The sequence below is a fragment of the Idiomarina sp. X4 genome (genome assembly GCF_002808045.1).
Taxonomy (GTDB): domain Bacteria; phylum Pseudomonadota; class Gammaproteobacteria; order Enterobacterales; family Alteromonadaceae; genus Idiomarina.
Genome location: NZ_CP025000.1, coordinates 743,463 through 758,977 on the forward strand (window position 1 = coordinate 743,463; position 15,515 = coordinate 758,977).

The 15,515-nt window shown below is 48.3% G+C and carries 15 protein-coding genes and 1 other RNA gene; 5 read left to right on the top strand and 11 right to left on the bottom strand.

Annotated elements, in window-relative coordinates:
- Window positions 1–5 precede the first annotated feature (5 nt).
- From mraY to mraZ, 7 genes are read right to left on the bottom strand one after another with little or no spacing between them, the layout of a single operon-like run.
- Window positions 6–1,088 (bottom strand): phospho-N-acetylmuramoyl-pentapeptide-transferase, encoded by a 1,083-nt coding sequence (gene mraY, locus CWC33_RS03530; protein ID WP_088768896.1) that lies wholly within the window; start codon window positions 1,086–1,088, stop codon window positions 6–8.
- Complete coding sequence (locus CWC33_RS03535; RefSeq protein WP_100690810.1) at window positions 1,082–2,485, bottom strand: UDP-N-acetylmuramoyl-tripeptide--D-alanyl-D-alanine ligase; 1,404 nt, start codon at window positions 2,483–2,485, stop codon at window positions 1,082–1,084. The genes mraY and CWC33_RS03535 overlap by 7 nt, the downstream gene beginning before the upstream one ends.
- Window positions 2,482–3,948, bottom strand: a complete 1,467-nt coding sequence (murE, locus tag CWC33_RS03540) for a UDP-N-acetylmuramoyl-L-alanyl-D-glutamate--2,6-diaminopimelate ligase (protein ID WP_100690811.1) — start codon at window positions 3,946–3,948, stop codon at window positions 2,482–2,484. Before murE ends, CWC33_RS03535 begins: the two co-directional genes overlap by 4 nt.
- Window positions 3,945–5,678 carry a peptidoglycan D,D-transpeptidase FtsI family protein gene (locus tag CWC33_RS03545; RefSeq protein ID WP_100690812.1) on the bottom strand — a complete coding sequence of 578 codons (1,734 nt, stop codon included), beginning with the start codon at window positions 5,676–5,678 and terminating at the stop codon, window positions 3,945–3,947. Before CWC33_RS03545 ends, murE begins: the two co-directional genes overlap by 4 nt.
- A complete protein-coding gene (gene ftsL / locus CWC33_RS03550) occupies window positions 5,672–5,986 on the bottom strand; it encodes a cell division protein FtsL (RefSeq protein ID WP_100690813.1) in 315 nt (104 codons plus the stop codon). Before ftsL ends, CWC33_RS03545 begins: the two co-directional genes overlap by 7 nt.
- On the bottom strand, window positions 5,979–6,926 hold the full coding sequence (rsmH, locus tag CWC33_RS03555; protein WP_100690814.1) for a 16S rRNA (cytosine(1402)-N(4))-methyltransferase RsmH: 948 nt from the start codon (window positions 6,924–6,926) through the stop codon (window positions 5,979–5,981). The genes ftsL and rsmH overlap by 8 nt, the downstream gene beginning before the upstream one ends.
- Window positions 6,926–7,384, bottom strand: coding sequence for a division/cell wall cluster transcriptional repressor MraZ (gene mraZ, locus CWC33_RS03560; RefSeq protein WP_100690815.1), 459 nt, complete (start codon window positions 7,382–7,384; stop codon window positions 6,926–6,928). Before mraZ ends, rsmH begins: the two co-directional genes overlap by 1 nt.
- A gap of 220 nt (window positions 7,385–7,604) precedes the next feature.
- Between mraZ and CWC33_RS03565 the strand changes: the two genes are divergently transcribed.
- Window positions 7,605–9,746, top strand: coding sequence for a putative bifunctional diguanylate cyclase/phosphodiesterase (locus tag CWC33_RS03565; RefSeq protein WP_100690816.1), 2,142 nt, complete (start codon window positions 7,605–7,607; stop codon window positions 9,744–9,746).
- Window positions 9,747–9,774: 28 nt separating this feature from the next.
- Here CWC33_RS03565 and rnpB read toward each other — a convergent pair.
- Both rnpB and rsmI read right to left on the bottom strand, forming a co-directional pair.
- Window positions 9,775–10,124: RNase P RNA component class A (rnpB, locus tag CWC33_RS03570), an RNA gene on the bottom strand.
- Between the two features lie 35 nt (window positions 10,125–10,159).
- Window positions 10,160–11,011, bottom strand: coding sequence for a 16S rRNA (cytidine(1402)-2'-O)-methyltransferase (gene rsmI / locus CWC33_RS03575; protein WP_100690817.1), 852 nt, complete (start codon window positions 11,009–11,011; stop codon window positions 10,160–10,162).
- A 76-nt stretch (window positions 11,012–11,087) separates the two neighbouring features.
- Here rsmI and CWC33_RS03580 point away from each other — a divergent pair, with 76 nt between their 5' ends.
- The 4 genes from CWC33_RS03580 to dolP are packed head-to-tail and all read left to right on the top strand — an operon-like array spanning window position 11,088 to window position 14,406.
- Complete coding sequence (locus CWC33_RS03580; protein WP_100690818.1) at window positions 11,088–12,956, top strand: penicillin-binding protein activator; 1,869 nt, start codon at window positions 11,088–11,090, stop codon at window positions 12,954–12,956.
- On the top strand, window positions 12,931–13,281 hold the full coding sequence (locus CWC33_RS03585) for a YraN family protein (protein ID WP_100690819.1): 351 nt from the start codon (window positions 12,931–12,933) through the stop codon (window positions 13,279–13,281). The genes CWC33_RS03580 and CWC33_RS03585 overlap by 26 nt, the downstream gene beginning before the upstream one ends.
- A gap of 2 nt (window positions 13,282–13,283) precedes the next feature.
- The gene (locus tag CWC33_RS03590; RefSeq protein ID WP_232709834.1) at window positions 13,284–13,826 is read left to right on the top strand and encodes an SIS domain-containing protein; all 543 of its coding nucleotides are present in this window, start codon (window positions 13,284–13,286) and stop codon (window positions 13,824–13,826) included.
- A gap of 1 nt (window position 13,827) precedes the next feature.
- Window positions 13,828–14,406 carry a division/outer membrane stress-associated lipid-binding lipoprotein gene (gene dolP, locus CWC33_RS03595; RefSeq protein WP_100690820.1) on the top strand — a complete coding sequence of 193 codons (579 nt, stop codon included), beginning with the start codon at window positions 13,828–13,830 and terminating at the stop codon, window positions 14,404–14,406.
- Window positions 14,407–14,418: 12 nt separating this feature from the next.
- Here the strand turns inward: dolP and CWC33_RS03600 are convergent, their stop codons facing one another.
- Both CWC33_RS03600 and sspA read right to left on the bottom strand, forming a co-directional pair.
- Window positions 14,419–14,847 carry a ClpXP protease specificity-enhancing factor gene (locus tag CWC33_RS03600; RefSeq protein ID WP_100690821.1) on the bottom strand — a complete coding sequence of 143 codons (429 nt, stop codon included), beginning with the start codon at window positions 14,845–14,847 and terminating at the stop codon, window positions 14,419–14,421.
- Between the two features lie 39 nt (window positions 14,848–14,886).
- Complete coding sequence (gene sspA, locus CWC33_RS03605; protein ID WP_100690822.1) at window positions 14,887–15,510, bottom strand: stringent starvation protein SspA; 624 nt, start codon at window positions 15,508–15,510, stop codon at window positions 14,887–14,889.
- Window positions 15,511–15,515 lie beyond the last annotated feature (5 nt).

Sequence of the window (15,515 nt, forward strand, 5' to 3'; positions counted from 1 at the left end):
TGTTGTTACCGAAGTTTCAGTGTTGCTAAACCAATTAGCACGAAAATTAACGACAATATCCAAAAGCGCACGATAACTCGCGGCTCTGGCCAGCCTTTCAGTTCATAATGGTGATGAATTGGCGCCATACGGAAAACTCGCTTTCCTCTGAGCTTGTAGGAGCCAACCTGGAGCATGACCGACACCGTTTCCATGACGAAAACGCCACCCATAATGAACAAAACCAGCTCCTGACGTACCAGAATCGCAATAATGCCAAGCGCAGCACCAAGCGCCAGCGAACCTACATCGCCCATGAAGACCAGAGCCGGGTAGGTGTTAAACCATAAAAAGCCAAGCCCGGCGCCAACAATGGCGGCGCACACGACCAATAGCTCTGCGGTTAATGGTAAATAAGGAATTTGCAAATAATCGGCAAAATTTACGTTACCCGAGGCGTAGGCAAATATACCCAAGGCTGCCGCCACCATTACCGTTGGCATAATTGCTAAGCCATCGAGTCCATCGGTTAAGTTTACTGCGTTACTGGTGCCGACCATGACGAAGTACGCCATCAAGATATAAAGCATGCCCAATTGCGGCATCACATCTTTAAAAAACGGAACGAGCAGCGCGGTCTCAGCCCCCATGGTACTGCTCCAGTACAGGTAAACCGCCGCCGCGCTGGCAATAACGGACTGCCAAAAATACTTCCATTTAGCAATGAGGCCTTTCGGATCTTTACGCACGACTTTGCGATAGTCGTCGATAAATCCAATAATGCCGAAGCCTGTAATGACCAGTAACACAACCCACACGTAACGATTTTCTAAGTCAGCCCAAAGCAGTGAAGAGCCAAGCACCGCCGCGAGAATCAGAACCCCGCCCATAGTTGGTGTTCCACTTTTGCTTAAGTGACTTTGCGGACCGTCGTCACGCACTGTTTGGCCGATTTGCAAACGCTGCAGGCGACGAATCAATGTTGGGCCTAACCAGAGCGACAGTACCAATGCCGTCAAGATGCTTAAAATGGCTCTCAACGTCAGGTAAGAAAACACGTTAAACGCGCTTTCAAATTGCATTAGGTACTCGGCCAACCAAACTAACATGCGTGTTTATCCCCTATACTGCTGTGGCTCGCTACCGCGCTTTGCAACGCAGCGACGACGCGCTCCATATGCGCTGAACGTGAGCCTTTAACCAGCACTGTGACCGGCTGCGTTCCTTGTTGTTCTGTAAGTCTGTGTAAAATCGCCTGAACTAACGCATCTAATTGACTGAAGTGCTTACCACCATGACCATTGAATACCTCGCTAGCACTCTGACTAAGCACTCCCAGGCTGTATAAATTATCAATGCCGGTACCTATAGCATGCTCGCCTATTTCTTCATGATAAGCTCGAGCATCAGCGCCGAGTTCGCCCATATCGCCCAAAACAAAAATTCGATAGCCGCTGTAGCTACCGAGTAAGTCGAGCGCCGCTTTGGTTGAGGCGACACTCGCATTGTACGTATCGTCAATGATACGTAAGTGCTCACTTACCTTAAGAGTAGTTAGGCGTCCTTTCGCTGGCGTCACCTGATTTAAGCCGCGAACAATATCTTCTACCGAAATACCCAACTGATAAGCTGCCGCTGCGGCTGACAGCGCATTGAGCACATTATGATGGCCGCTTAGCTGTAAGGTGACGGTCTCAGCCTCGCCGTTAACATGTAACTTGAAGGTTGGCTGGCCCTCTTCATTCAATGTAATATCCGTTGCGTATACATCGGCTTCTTCTAATAAACCAAACGTCTGCCAGCGGTAGTTATCGCATACTGACTCCCAGCTCGAGCTGTATTCAGACTCTAGTGGGGTAATCGCCACTCCCTGGCACCCCAGACCACGGAAAATCTCAGTTTTGGCTCGAGCAACGCCATGCACACTGCCAAAACCTTCGACATGCGCAGCACTGACATTGTTTAATATTGCCACGTCCGGTTTGGTTAAATTGGTGGTATAGCCTATTTCTCCGGGATGATTCGCTCCCAATTCAATGACCGCATACTGGTGATGCTCTTCCAGGCGCAACAGGGTCAGTGGCACACCAATATCGTTATTAAAGTTGCCCGCGGTCGCCAGGGTGCTGGCTTTCAAAGACAGTATTGACGACAGCATTTCTTTAACGGTGGTTTTCCCGTTGCTGCCCGTAATAGCAACGGTTTTCGGAGCGACTTCTGCTTTCACTGCCGCACCGAGCAACCCCAGTGCATAACGCGTATCTTCAACGACAATTTGGCTTAATTCGGTTTGCTGCGGCTTCTCGACAAGTAAGGCTTGAGCACCACCTTGTCTGGCTTGTTCGGTAAATCGATGCGCATCGAAGTTCGGCCCTTTTAACGCAATAAATAGCGCCCCGGTTAAGTCGTCACGCGTATCCGTTGATACCTTATTAATGGTTTTGTCTTCACCGACAAGACGTCCATCAACTTTTTCCGCTATCCAGGCTAAGGTTACAGAAATCATGCGCAGTCTCCTTGCAGCCACTCGCTGACAACCGCTCGTTCGTTGTAATCAATACGTTGTGTACCAATAACTTGATAATCTTCATGCCCTTTTCCGGCAAGGAGGACAACATCATCCGGCTTCGCCTCTTGCATGGCTTTAAGCACCGCTTCACGACGGCCAGGCCATACCTTAACTTTGTCTTTTTCAGCAATACCGGCAAGGATGTCATCAATAATTTGTTCGCTGGGCTCTGTGCGTGGATTATCATCCGTGACAACAACAACATCGGCCGAGTCAGCAGCCACTTTCCCCATCTGAGGGCGTTTGCCTCGATCTCTGTCACCACCGCAACCAAACACACACCAAAGCTGCCCTTTACAATGCAAGCGCAGCGCTTTTAGCACTTGATCGAGCGCATCTGGGGTATGCGCGTAATCCACAACGACAAGTGGCGAATGCTGATTATGGAAAGCTTCCATCCGTCCCGGCACCGGCATTAACTGTTTGCAGGCGCCAGCTAATTCACTCAGCTCATACCCAAGCGAAAGCAAGGTTGCCACAGCCGTTAACACGTTATAGACATTGAAACGACCTAATAGCGGGGTTTCAACGTTATACGACAGGCCTTGCCAACTGATGTTGAAAGTCGAACCTTGTTCATGGAATTGCAGCCCAGATGCTGTTAACGATGGCGCTAACGATGACGGGTTTAATGTCACCCAAAGCTCTGCACCGTTGTCTTTATGCCAACGGGTCAACACAGCATCATCGGCATTGACGATTCGGTGCTGAACACCAAAATCGGTAAATAAACGCTGCTTCGCGGCAATATAATTGTCCATAGTGCCGTGATAATCCAAATGGTCACGGCTGATATTCGTAATGGCCGCAGCAGCAAATTTCAGAGCGTCGACCCGACGCTGCACTAACGCGTGCGAAGACACCTCCATAGCCACTAACTCGGCGCCTTCCGCTTTTAACGTTGCTAGTCGCTGCTGAATGGTAACGGCGTCTGGCGTCGTGTGCCGTTCTGGTAGCAGTCGACCAATCAAGCCACTGCCGGTTGTTCCGATAACGGCAGATTCTCTTCCAACTCGCTGAGCCAGCTGCGCAATAATATGAGTCACTGAAGTTTTACCGTTAGTACCGGTAACGCCGACAACGGTCATACCTTTTGAAGGGTGGTCAAAAAAGTTGCCGGCAATTTCCGATAAGTGCTCACGAACCCCACTAAATCCGACAACAACAGCGCCACGACGCTGCTCTACGGCCAAGCCCGGAGACTCAGCAACAACGGCAACTGCACCTTGGTCAATTGCTGCATCAATATAGGCGCGTCCGTCAGTCTCATAACCAGGAACCGCAATGAACAAGTCGCCATTGGCGACTTGACGGCTATCCAGTTTAACACCCGAAACAGTGACCTCCGGAATGTTCAGTGATGCCGGCAACATTGTTAGAAGTTCAGACAATGCTTTCATTGCTGACCTCCAAAGCCTGCGGCTCTAATTTCTGTATCATTCGGGTTGTCAGGCGGTACATTGAGCAAACGCATCGTTTGCGCCACGATACTAGAAAACACGGGCGCCGCTGCCGTACCACCGTAATAGTCATCAGTTCCGGGCTCGTTAATTGTTACCACAACCACCACTTCAGGATTACTCACCGGCGCAATGCCGGCAAATAACGCCACATATTCGTCACCATAACCACCGGTTGCTTTGGTTTTGCGTGTGGTTCCGGTTTTTCCGGCAATACGATAGCCCGGAACTTGGGCTTGTTTTGCCGTACCGTCACTCACCACTTCTTCCATCATATGCAAGACCGCACGCGTGTTATCCGGATTAAAGACTTGTTCACCCGGGAGTGGCGACTCCTGTCGGAATATGGTCAGTGGTCGTTTGATACCGCCTGAAGCGATAATACTGTACGCTTTAGCCAGCTGTAAGGTTGTAACGGACAAACCATAACCATAAGAAAGTGTGGCTAGTTCAAACTCGGACCAACGACGGCGATCGCTCAAAAGCCCCATACCTTCACCCAATAAAGCCACTCCTGTGTCGCTGCCGAAACCAGCGTCAGCATAGGTTTGTAGTAGTGGGTCAACGCCTAAATCGAGCGCCATTTTAGTCACCCCAACGTTCGAGGAGTGCTTAAGCACTTCTGTCAGGGTCAGTTCTCCGCGGTTGCGCGGGTCACTGACTCGACGGCCGCCCAGGCGTAGCCACCCCGGGCTGGTGTCGATAACGTCACCCGCTTTGTGACGACCATTTTCCAGAGCACTCAGTACCACTAAGGGTTTGACCGTAGAGCCTGGCTCATAGCTGTCAGTAATCGCCCGATTCCTCATTTTATAAGACTGTAAATCGGCGCGATTGTTAGGATTAAAGGACGGGCTGTTGACCATTGCCAGGATTTCACCAGTATCAACATCGAGTACAATAGCGGAGCCAGACGTTGCCTGGTTGTAGCGCACGGCTTTTTTTAGCTCTGTATAGGCTGTCGCCTGGATCCGCTGATCAATACTCAAGGTCAATTGTTTTGGTTGTTGTGCCTCTGTCTGGCTAATTTCCTCAACAACCCGCCCTTGCGCGTCCTTGCGATAAACTCGTTTACCCGGTTGCCCGGTTAAATGTTCGTCATACAGTAATTCAAGCCCTTCCTGGCCTTCACCATCAATATTAGTCAACCCAACTACGTGTGCTGCAATTTCGCCGGTTGGATAGTAGCGTCGGGACTCTGTTTTTAAATAAACCCCAGGAATGTTCAATTGCTTGACGTAGTCAGCTTCTGACGGCGTCACTTTTCGCTGTAAATACACGAAACGCTTGCTGGGGTCATCCACTTTATCAACCAACGCTTCACGGTTCATACGGAACGTTTCAGCTAAAGCCTGCCAACGGCGGCTATCTGCCAGTGCATTGTGTTCATCAATTCGTTTCGGATCGGCCCAGACCGTTTCTACAGGAACACTGACCGCAAGTTCGCGACCGTGACGATCAACAATACTGCCGCGCTGAACCGGTAAGCTGTCAGAACGCAAGCTACGCATATCGCCTTGCAATGAAAACCTATCAGGGCTGATAACTTGAATATAAGCAGCGCGGGCGACCAGAACCGTAAACACCCCAAATAATACGATAACGGCAGTGTAAAAGCGCCAGCGAGTGCCAGCTGGCTCTGTCCGCTTTTTACGCTTCGCCATTACCATGAGACCATAACCTCCGTGTCAGATGTGACATCGCGCATACCAAGTTGTTCTTGTGCTATGCGCTCCACACGGCTGTGTTCCGTCAAAGCGTTTTGCTCAATGACCAAGTGTCGCCACTCACGATCCAGCGTGTCACGATAAGACAACAGGTCGTCACGCTCTGCAGTCAGCTGACGATTTAAGTGAGCAACATAGACAATGCTAAGCGCATTGATAACGACCACAACGCCCAATAAAACAACCCACTTGTGCTGCACTAAATCTTGCAACACCATTTTGGTTAAGCTTGGATAGCGTTGTTTAGTCATGATAAACCCTCCGTGCTATGCGCAGCACTGAGCTGCGGGCGCGAGGGTTAGCCGACACTTCCTCTTTACCGGGTTTAATTGCCTTACCGACTTTTTCTAAGGACTTGTCTTTATTCAGTTCTGCGTCTGTGACCGGTAAGCCTGCCGGCACTTGCTTACCTTCGCTGTGTTTGCGAATAAAGCGTTTCACCAGACGATCTTCCAGGCTATGGAAGCTAATGACTACTAAGCGCCCGTCTTGCTTCAATGCCGCTAGCGACGCTTCCAGCGCTTGCTCTATTTGTTCAAGCTCTTTATTCACATGAATTCGAATGGCCTGAAATGTCCGCGTTGCCGGGTGCTTATGTTTCTCTTTGACAGGGCTAACACGAGCGATCATGTCCGCTAGCTGCTTAGTGCGCACAAACGGCTCTTTTTCGCGGTCCATCACAATAGCGCTGGCAATTTTACGGGCAAAACGCTCTTCCCCGTATTCTTTAAGAACCCAGCTTATTTCATCTTTTTCGGCTCGGTTAAGCCATTCGGCAGCGGTTTCACCGCGCGTGGTATCCATTCTCATATCGAGCGGTCCGTCGCGCATGAAGCTAAAACCTCGTTCGGCGTCATCAAGTTGTGGGGACGACACGCCAAGGTCAAATAAAATACCGGTGACTTTTCCGGTTAATTGCCGCTGCTCCAGTACCTGTTGCAGGTTTGAGAAAGGGGTGTGAACAATATCAAAACGTGGGTCGCTTTGCAGTGGTTTAGCGGCTTCAATGGCTTGTGGGTCTTGGTCTAGGGCAATAACTTTAGCATCACTGCCTAGCTTTTCTAACAACGCACGCGTGTGACCACCACGTCCAAATGTGGCGTCAATATAGGTGCCTGCTGTATCAGTCACTAAAGCGTTGATGGACTCTTGCAATAGCACCGAAACGTGTTGCGGTGACGTTGTTATCATTATAAAGAGAAGTCTTCCAGTCTTTCATTCAGGGTGAAGTCGCCCTCGCGCTCAACGTCCATATCCTGAGCCACTTGGTCATGCCAAGCGTCTTCATCCCACAGTTCAAATTTGTTCAGCTGACCAACCAACATAAGCTTCTTCTCAAGCCCGGCATGTTGTCTTAACGGTGCTGATATCAGTAAACGACCGTTTTTATCCATTTCACAGTCGTCTGCATGACCGAGTAACAACCGCTGTAAGCGGCGCTCTGCGGGGTTCATACTCGATAAACGGGTGAGTTTCTGCTCAATGATTTGCCACTCGGGAAGCGGGTACAACAACAGGCACGGTTGTTTAATATCAATCGTGCATACCATTTTCCCTTCACAGTCTAAAGACAAGGACTGACGATACTTAGCTGGGATTGCTAAGCGCCCCTTACTGTCAAGACTGAGTGTTGTTGCTCCTCGGAACATGATCCCACCTGATCATTAAGATCCACTATTATCCACAAATCCCCACAATGTTACAGTCTAGGTTCCACTGTTTCCCACTGTCAAGAAAAAACCGCTCTATTTATCAGGGTTTCTGGCCGATAATCACTAAGCTATTGAAGAAGCATATGAAATCTATCTGATAGAGCGTTGAATAAATTTGTGTAATACTCGAGCGAGACACTTTGGGGTAAGTTTGCAAATGAAGCGGTTTTGGCTTTTTATAATTTTGAGCTTTGCGCTATCTAGTGCCGGCGTCATTTGGTTTGCAGAAAACCAACATGCCCAAACGGTTGAAGCGCGTAAGCGCACGGCAACAGAGCGATTGGGTAAGTTGAGAGCCGCACTAGAGGGACAAGTCAATTCCTCTTTGGTGACTGTGCGCGCCTTACGTGCCGAAATTAAACTTTCTCCGAATATTTCCAGCGACCGCTTTGCCGCATTAATGCAGGAGCTCATGACAACAGACCTACCAATCCGCCACGTCGCTCTTGCCCCAAACCTCATCATTCAATATGTGCACCCTCTTGAAGGCAACAAAGATGCATTAGGATTTAATTACCGGGATTCAGAGATCCAATTTGCCGGAGTGCAAAAAGCCATTGAAAATGGTGACGTTGTGATTGATGGTCCGGTTCAGTTGGTTCAGGGAGGATTAGCGCTCATCGCGCGTGCTCCGGTGATCATTGATAACAACTTGTGGGGGGTTATCGCTGTTGTCATTCAAATTGACGAACTGATGGAAAACAGCGGCGTTAACGCCAGTAATGGTATTTATACAAGCGCTTTAGCTAAGGTATCAGAGTCAGGCAAACGGGATTTTGAATTTGGTGACGAGTCGGTCTGGAATAAAGATCATGTGACCAGTAATGTCGTTCTGACCTCTGGTCGCTGGTTACTCGCAACAGCCCCGATGAGCGGAAGCTGGGTCTCCCGAGGACCGCTTTACTGGAGTATTGTTAGCATAGGACTGCTATTAGCGTTAATCATGAACGCTTTTATGTACTACTTGCTTCATACACAGGTAAGGCTCCGAGCCGCTCTCAAAACGATAGATGAGCAAGCCAACTTTGATTCGCTAACTCAATTACACAACCGCCGCTCTTTCATTAAACAATTAAACCGTTTAACGAGTAAAGACTCAAAATACAACAGCTTTGCCGTACTGTTTATCGACCTCGATCATTTTAAAGAAGTGAATGACAGCTTAGGACATGACTTTGGAGACGAGTTACTAAAAGTTGCTGGTTCGCGTTTAAAGCAGCAACTTAGGACGGAAGACTTTATCGCTCGGTTGGGTGGTGATGAGTTCGTCGTGGTGATTAATCGCCTTAAATCAAAAGAGGTCATTAACCAATTAGCCCTCAAACTTAATAGTGCGTTAACCAAACCGTTCCTGTTACAACACAGCCAAACACAAACGTCTTGTAGTATTGGCATTGCCTTGTATCCCGATGATGGCCTTAATACTGAGCAATTACTTAAGAACGCTGACCTCGCAATGTACGCAGCAAAAGCAGCCGGTCGTCGTACCCATTACTTCTTTAATGACGAATTACGCCAACGCACCGAGCATCAAAATTCCATACATAACCGCATGCGCCTTGGGTTAAAAAATAACGAGTTTCGTTTGGTCTACCAACCTATTGTTAATTTGACCTCTGGAAAAATAGAAAAATGCGAAGCGCTCTTACGCTGGACAGATGATAACGGCGATACAATATCTCCTGCTGAATTCATTCCCGTCGCTGAGAGTACGGGGTTAATACACGAGCTTGGTCAATTTGTTCTGGAGCAGGCATGTGCCGATTGGAGTTTATTGCATAAGGGCAACATGCGTATCGGGTTATCTATTAACCGATCCGAACGCGAACTGAACGACTTAAACGCAGCAAAACAATGGCTTGAATGTATTCGCCAGCACCAGTTACCAACGGAAAAAGTAACGTTTGAAATTACTGAGTCACTGCTTATGAGCAACAAGCAGCGGCAAATCCAAATTCTTCACTACTTACGCTCCCACGGCGTGAAAATAGCCACCGACGACTTCGGTACAGGTTATTCAAGCATTAATTACTTACAACGTTATCCGGTTGACTATCTTAAAATTGACCGCAGCTTTTTGAATAACGCACCAGAGAATCGGATTCAAGTGGCGTTAACTGAAGCGCTATTGCGTGTCGCCCGAGCTCTGGATATTGATGTGATTGCGGAAGGGGTGGAAAACAAAGCGCAATGGGAGTTCTTGCAACGCCAGCAATGCGATTTTGCACAAGGCTTTTACATCAGCCATGGCTTGAGCCTTGATGAACTTATTACTTTCCTGAAAAAGTGGCAATTCTAGTAGAATCAGGCAACGACATAAGAAAGAAGGGGAGAGTCGGCCGATAAGCCGGGTTCTGTCGTGGACAATCATTCATCTAGTGATCAGGTTGCCCTGACCCTCAAGCAGTCTACCCGGGTTCAACGCGGGCCGCGCCAATGAACCCCTATTTGACCTTGCTCCGGGTGGAGTTTACCGTGCCGCGAACTGTTGCCAGCCGCGCGGTGCGCTCTTACCGCACCCTTTCACCCTTACCTGTGCTGCAAGCAGCCATCGGCGGTTTGCTCTCTGTTGCACTAGTCGTCGACTTACGCCGCCCAGACGTTATCTGGCACCCTGCCCTATGGAGCCCGGACTTTCCTCCCCCTGTAAACAGGCAGCGATTGTCTGGCCAACTCTCCGGCGACGGATTCTACGCTGTGTCGTCCACTAACTCAATCGTTGTTTTTCTGGCTGAGTGCCCACTGATACAACTCGTTTTTACGCTCACCGTGAAGCTTCGCACATAATGCAGCGGCTTTTTTCAACGGCAGCTCTTCAAGCAATATTTGCAACGTTCGTTTCGCATCCTCTCCAGGACCAGAGGTGTCCGTTGGCGCTTCAAAAGGTTCCACTAACAGGACCATTTCACCACGCTGTTGGTTTGGGTCGTCAGTTAGGCGCTTGACGAGCTCACTCGCCGAGCCCGTTAAATACGTTTCAAACTGTTTGGTTAGCTCTCGCGCTAACACCACTTGCCGGTCTTCCTGAAAAATTTCTCGCATATCCTCAAGGGTATGGAGAATACGGTGTGGACTCTCATAAAACACCAATGTCCGCACCACAGTCGCTAAACTTTCCAGTGTCGCACGACGCTGCGTTGGCTTCGATGGTAAAAAACCTTCGAACTGAAAACTATCCGTTGGAAGGCCCGCACCAGATAACGCAACCGTCAATGCACACGCTCCCGGTAACGACGTGACTTTTACATTCTGCTGTCGACACAAGTTCACCAGCGCATAGCCCGGATCACTGATTAACGGCGTACCCGCATCGGAGACCAACGCGATAGAATCGCCTCCCTTCACACGCTCAACAAGCTGTTCAGCTTTCGCTTTTTCGTTATGATCGTGAAATGCAAACACGGGAACTTGTATTCCATAGTGCTCAAGTAATTTACGAGTATGACGTGTGTCTTCCGCGGCAATTGCATCAACTTCCCTGAACACCGACAGTGCCCGTTCAGTAATATCAGAGAGGTTTCCAATTGGTGTGGGTACAATATAGAGTGTGCCCGTATCCGACATAAGAGTGCCTTCGTTTGTGTCCATGTGCAATGCGGTTTATAGTATCACCGAATAGTCGTCAATGCGGAATCTTACTGTGTTTAAAGCGTATCGTTTTGTTTTTATCGCCATTATTGCCTGCTTTGCTCTGACACAATGCACGTCAGCGCCTAAACGCACGCAGGCGCCGCAAGAGCGTCCGGACGTTCAACAGCAAACTCTTGATTTAGAAGACGCTAAAAGCTCCACCGATTGGCTTAATGACGCTTGGCAGGCTTCCAATGACATCGCTAAAAACTCGGCTCTTGTGCAGGCAGCATTAACCTTACAAGATGAAAAGCAATGGCAAAAGTCAGCAGCGATACTGTCCCGCCTCGATAAAAGCCAACTCACTAGCGATGCAAACCGCTATTATCGTTTGGCTAAGGGTCGTTGGTACGCGCACAATGAGCAATGGTCTTTGGTTTACGACGTTCTTAACGGGCTTCCCGAACGTTTCACTCAAAAAGAATACAAGCGTTTAACCCTTGAGTTGCTTGCTTTTGCCGCTAGTGAGAGTAAGCAGTACTGGCAAGCGCTGGTATGGCAAGTGGAAGCCCAACGCTATTCCGACGAACCTTCACCGCAACTGTTATGGCAGACAGCTCGCTGGGTTACTCAATCGCAACTGCCGGAAGCGCGCCCCAGAGACCTGATTTTAGCAGGTTGGTGGCGGCTCATTGATAATCACCACCAGGCAATGGCATCGCCCGAGTCTTTCGCAAGGTTACTGGATAACTGGCAAAACAGTTTTCCGAATCACCCCGCACAAGAACTGGTTCGCTCATGGAAGCAAGACAATAGTGAACATGCTGAATCGGAAATGAACACAGCTAAAACCATTGCGGTATTGCTGCCACTGTCTGGCCAATATGAAGCTCAAGGTTTGGCCGTGCGCGACGGTATCATTGCAAAAGTCAGTGAAAACACCTCGTCTGAACTGGTCTTTATCGATACAAATGCATTAAGCTTCGAGCAACAACAGTCAAAAGTACAAGAGCTAATGCCGGCCGGCATTATTGGCCCCCTTTTAAAAGACTCAGTTACCCATTGGGTCAGCCAGGCAAATTCAACGATTCCTCAAGTATTCCTTAATCAGCTTGAAAACAATACACCTCAATCGCTTGAAAGTGGCACAACCCTTTTCTTTGCGCTAAACCCCGAAACAGAAGCACAGCAAGCGTCAGACTTTATGAGCTCGGCATCGAGCCAAACTAAGCGTCCGCTGGTTCTGGCCGCGGACACGCCAAGTTCAAAGCGAATGGTTGAACGATACAAGGCAAGCTGGTCAGGTATTAATGAGCCTTCAGTCAGCCTATTTAGTCAGCGCGATGACATGAAGTCAGCGGTTGAAACATCGCTGGGGCTTATTGGCAGTAAAGAGCGTATTCGCGCAGTAAAAATTGCAGCAGGTAAAATCATCGTTGACGAGCAAGAGCGGAGTCGCCGTGATATAAGTGGTATTTACTTGCCGGGTAATCTCCAACAAGTTCGTCTGTTAAAACCCTTTATTGATGTAAGTATATCACCGTTTGCTCAGCGCATTCCTGTTTACGGAACCTCATCTGCGCATGAGCTCAGCAATCAACTGGGCGACAACGATTTGAATGGTCTAATATTTTCAGAGACCCCTTGGCTAGTCCAAAATGGTGGGGAAAATATACTTCTCAATCAATGGCTTGAAGCTCGCCCGGGGTGGGGGCTGTCGCAAGCCAGATTAGCCGCTATGGGCTACGACAGTGTCGACTTAGTACAGCGTCTGGCTATCATGCAACGCATGCCCGGAACGCAATTGAAAGGTTTAAGCGGTGTCCTTAATGTGGAGCAACAAATTGTGCATAGGCAGTTACAATGGGCGGCATTTAGAAATGGACGTCTGACCGTATTAGAGGAACAGCCCAGTGCAGGAAAAAGTCGCAGGCAATAAAGCCGAAGCGTTGGCGAAGACGTTTCTGTCTCAACATAATATCAATACCGTAAAAGAAAATTATCGAATTGATGGCGGTGAGGTTGACCTAATCGCGAGAGATAAGAACTACTGGGTGTTTGTTGAAGTGAAGTATCGGGCGAATGAAAAGTTTGCGTCAATTCTGGAACAAATAACACCCCAGCAGTGTCGTAGAATTCGCTATACTGCGCGCCATTATTTAATGACTCATAATATCGATGAACACACCTCTGCCATTAGGTTTGATGTTATTGGTATTAGCGGAAGCTCTACTGAAATAGAATGGATTAAGGACGCATTTTAACAATGATGACTGACGAGTCTGTAAAAGCGCTTTTTACACAGAGCATTCAAACCCAAATATCAGCGGTTGAAAGTCTTTCTGAAGACATGCAAGGAACTGTTGAATTGCTTGTTGGGCACTTGCTTAACGGCCAACGCGTCTTTATCTCAGGAACCGATACGAGCAGCTCGCTAGCAGGTCATTTTGTACACTTAATGACAGAAGGAATGAAGTTGGAGCGTCCTCCTTTTCCTGTCATGAGCTTGTCTGCCAATCCGAAAAAACAACTGGCAGCACTCGGTCAGTCCGGAGATATATTACTGGTTATTGCGGATAAAGATTCAGAGCAACTGACCGGCGTCATGGAAAGTGCGATTAGCCGAGAGATGATCATTATTGCACTAACTGGCGAAGGCAACGAGTTAGTATCAGGGTTACTCGGCCCTAATGATGTTGAGCTGCGCGTCCCAAGCTTAAATGCAGCTAGAGTGTTAGAAACACAGTTATTTATACTGCACAGCCTGTGCGAGCAAATTGAGTCGACTATTTTTCCTGAGGAGCATTAAGATGGTGAGTCAAAGTCGTCATAGTCTAATTATTGCGGCACTTTGTTTAGGTCTCCTTCAAGGCTGCGCTGCAGTAGCCGTTGGTGCTGCCGCCGTAGGGGTTAGCTCTGCCAGCGATCCTCGCACTATTGGTACACAAATCGATGATCAAACCATTGAAATGAAAGCCAACGCTAAATTAGGTAATGAAGAAAGACTCAATAAAGCGCGAGTGGTCGCGGTGAGTTATAACAACAATGTCCTTCTTATTGGGCAGGCACCAACAGAAGCGTTGAAGCGCCTTGCTGAAGACACCATTCGCGATACCAACGGCATTAATCAGATATTTAATCAAATTCGCATTGGCTCTAAAGCGAGCGCCGGGGTGTTAGCTGGCGATAGCTGGATAACCAGTAAAATTAAGCTAAAGTTCGCCAGTAACGAGGCCGTACCAGCCACTAGTATCAAGGTGGTGACAGAGAACGCGGAAGTTTTCTTATTAGGTAATGTCACTCAGCAACAGGCAAACGCGGCTATAGAAATAGCCAGAAATGTTGATGGTGTAGAAAGGGTCATTAAGGCATTAACAATTAAGGGTTAATGCCTTAACACTTTACTTTACAACTTTCAGATGACTGCGCTTTTTAGGCTTATCTGAGCTGCTATCACTACTCTCTTCTGACGAAGACGTTGACGCTTCAGCTTCTTCAAGTTCAGGCATATTGTCAAGTTCGGGCTCTGCTTCGAACATGGCACCAGCGCCATTTTCACGCGCATAAATCGCTAACGCCGCAGTCATAGGAACAACGACCTGCATCGGCTTTCCACCAAATCGGGCGTTAAACCTAACTTCAGCATCACCCAACTGCAATCCTTGTACTGCAGATGACGATATATTGAGAACTATTTGTCCATCGCTAACGAAGTTTTGAGGCACTACTGTCCCCACAATAGTAGCGTCAACCACCAAATGAGGAGTGAGCTCATTGTCAACGATCCACTCATACAGTGCTCGCAATAAGTAAGGACGTTTCGGTGTCATCGTTACTTCCTCCACCTTTGAAGCAAATGGTCGCGTTTATTAGGCGCGCGCAAGCTCTCTTTCAGCTTCAGTCAAAGAGTCCTGAAAAGTCTTACGTTCAAACAGGCGAACCATATACTGTTTGATTTCTTTTGCACCCTGACCTTCCAACTCAATGCCATATGCCGGTAAGCGCCAAAGTAGTGGTGCAAGGTAGCAATCGACCAAGCTGAACTCTTCACTCATGAAGTAAGGTGCATCAGCGAAGACCGGCGCCAACGACAGAATGCCTTCTTTCAACTCTTGCTTAGCTTGTGCATCACCATTCGCTATTTGGTCCGCTAGCGAGTACCAATCTCTCTCGATGCGGTACATCATTAAGCGACTAGTGCCTCGTGCGACCGGGTAAACCGGCATAAGCGGAGGATGTGGAAAGCGCTCGTCTAAATATTCCATAATGATTTGTGCGTTATAAAGCACTAAATCACGATCAACAAGCGTGGGTGCCGCCTCGGGATATGGGTTAAGCTGCAATAAATCTTCCGGTGTATAGTCTTCCGTCACGAACGTGATTTCAACACCAACACCTTTTTCAGCCAAAACCAAACGCACCTGATGACTTTTTAAATCATCCTTTCCTGAATATAACGTCATTACTGAGCGTTTATTTGCTGTTACAGCCATTCCTT

What these genes read in the sequence shown, in the direction of transcription:
- mraY (WP_088768896.1), bottom strand. Translation starts at nt 1,088, where the DNA reads ATGTTAGTTTGGTTGGCCGAGTACCTAATGCAATTTGAAAGCGCGTTT.
- CWC33_RS03535 (WP_100690810.1), bottom strand. Translation starts at nt 2,485, where the DNA reads ATGATTTCTGTAACCTTAGCCTGGATAGCGGAAAAAGTTGATGGACGT.
- murE (WP_100690811.1), bottom strand. Translation starts at nt 3,948, where the DNA reads ATGAAAGCATTGTCTGAACTTCTAACAATGTTGCCGGCATCACTGAAC.
- CWC33_RS03545 (WP_100690812.1), bottom strand. Translation starts at nt 5,678, where the DNA reads ATGGTAATGGCGAAGCGTAAAAAGCGGACAGAGCCAGCTGGCACTCGC.
- ftsL (WP_100690813.1), bottom strand. Translation starts at nt 5,986, where the DNA reads ATGACTAAACAACGCTATCCAAGCTTAACCAAAATGGTGTTGCAAGAT.
- rsmH (WP_100690814.1), bottom strand. Translation starts at nt 6,926, where the DNA reads ATGATAACAACGTCACCGCAACACGTTTCGGTGCTATTGCAAGAGTCC.
- mraZ (WP_100690815.1), bottom strand. Translation starts at nt 7,384, where the DNA reads ATGTTCCGAGGAGCAACAACACTCAGTCTTGACAGTAAGGGGCGCTTA.
- CWC33_RS03565 (WP_100690816.1), top strand. Translation starts at nt 7,605, where the DNA reads ATGAAGCGGTTTTGGCTTTTTATAATTTTGAGCTTTGCGCTATCTAGT.
- rsmI (WP_100690817.1), bottom strand. Translation starts at nt 11,011, where the DNA reads ATGTCGGATACGGGCACACTCTATATTGTACCCACACCAATTGGAAAC.
- CWC33_RS03590 (WP_232709834.1), top strand. Translation starts at nt 13,284, where the DNA reads ATGATGACTGACGAGTCTGTAAAAGCGCTTTTTACACAGAGCATTCAA.
- dolP (WP_100690820.1), top strand. Translation starts at nt 13,828, where the DNA reads ATGGTGAGTCAAAGTCGTCATAGTCTAATTATTGCGGCACTTTGTTTA.
- CWC33_RS03600 (WP_100690821.1), bottom strand. Translation starts at nt 14,847, where the DNA reads ATGACACCGAAACGTCCTTACTTATTGCGAGCACTGTATGAGTGGATC.
- sspA (WP_100690822.1), bottom strand. Translation starts at nt 15,510, where the DNA reads ATGGCTGTAACAGCAAATAAACGCTCAGTAATGACGTTATATTCAGGA.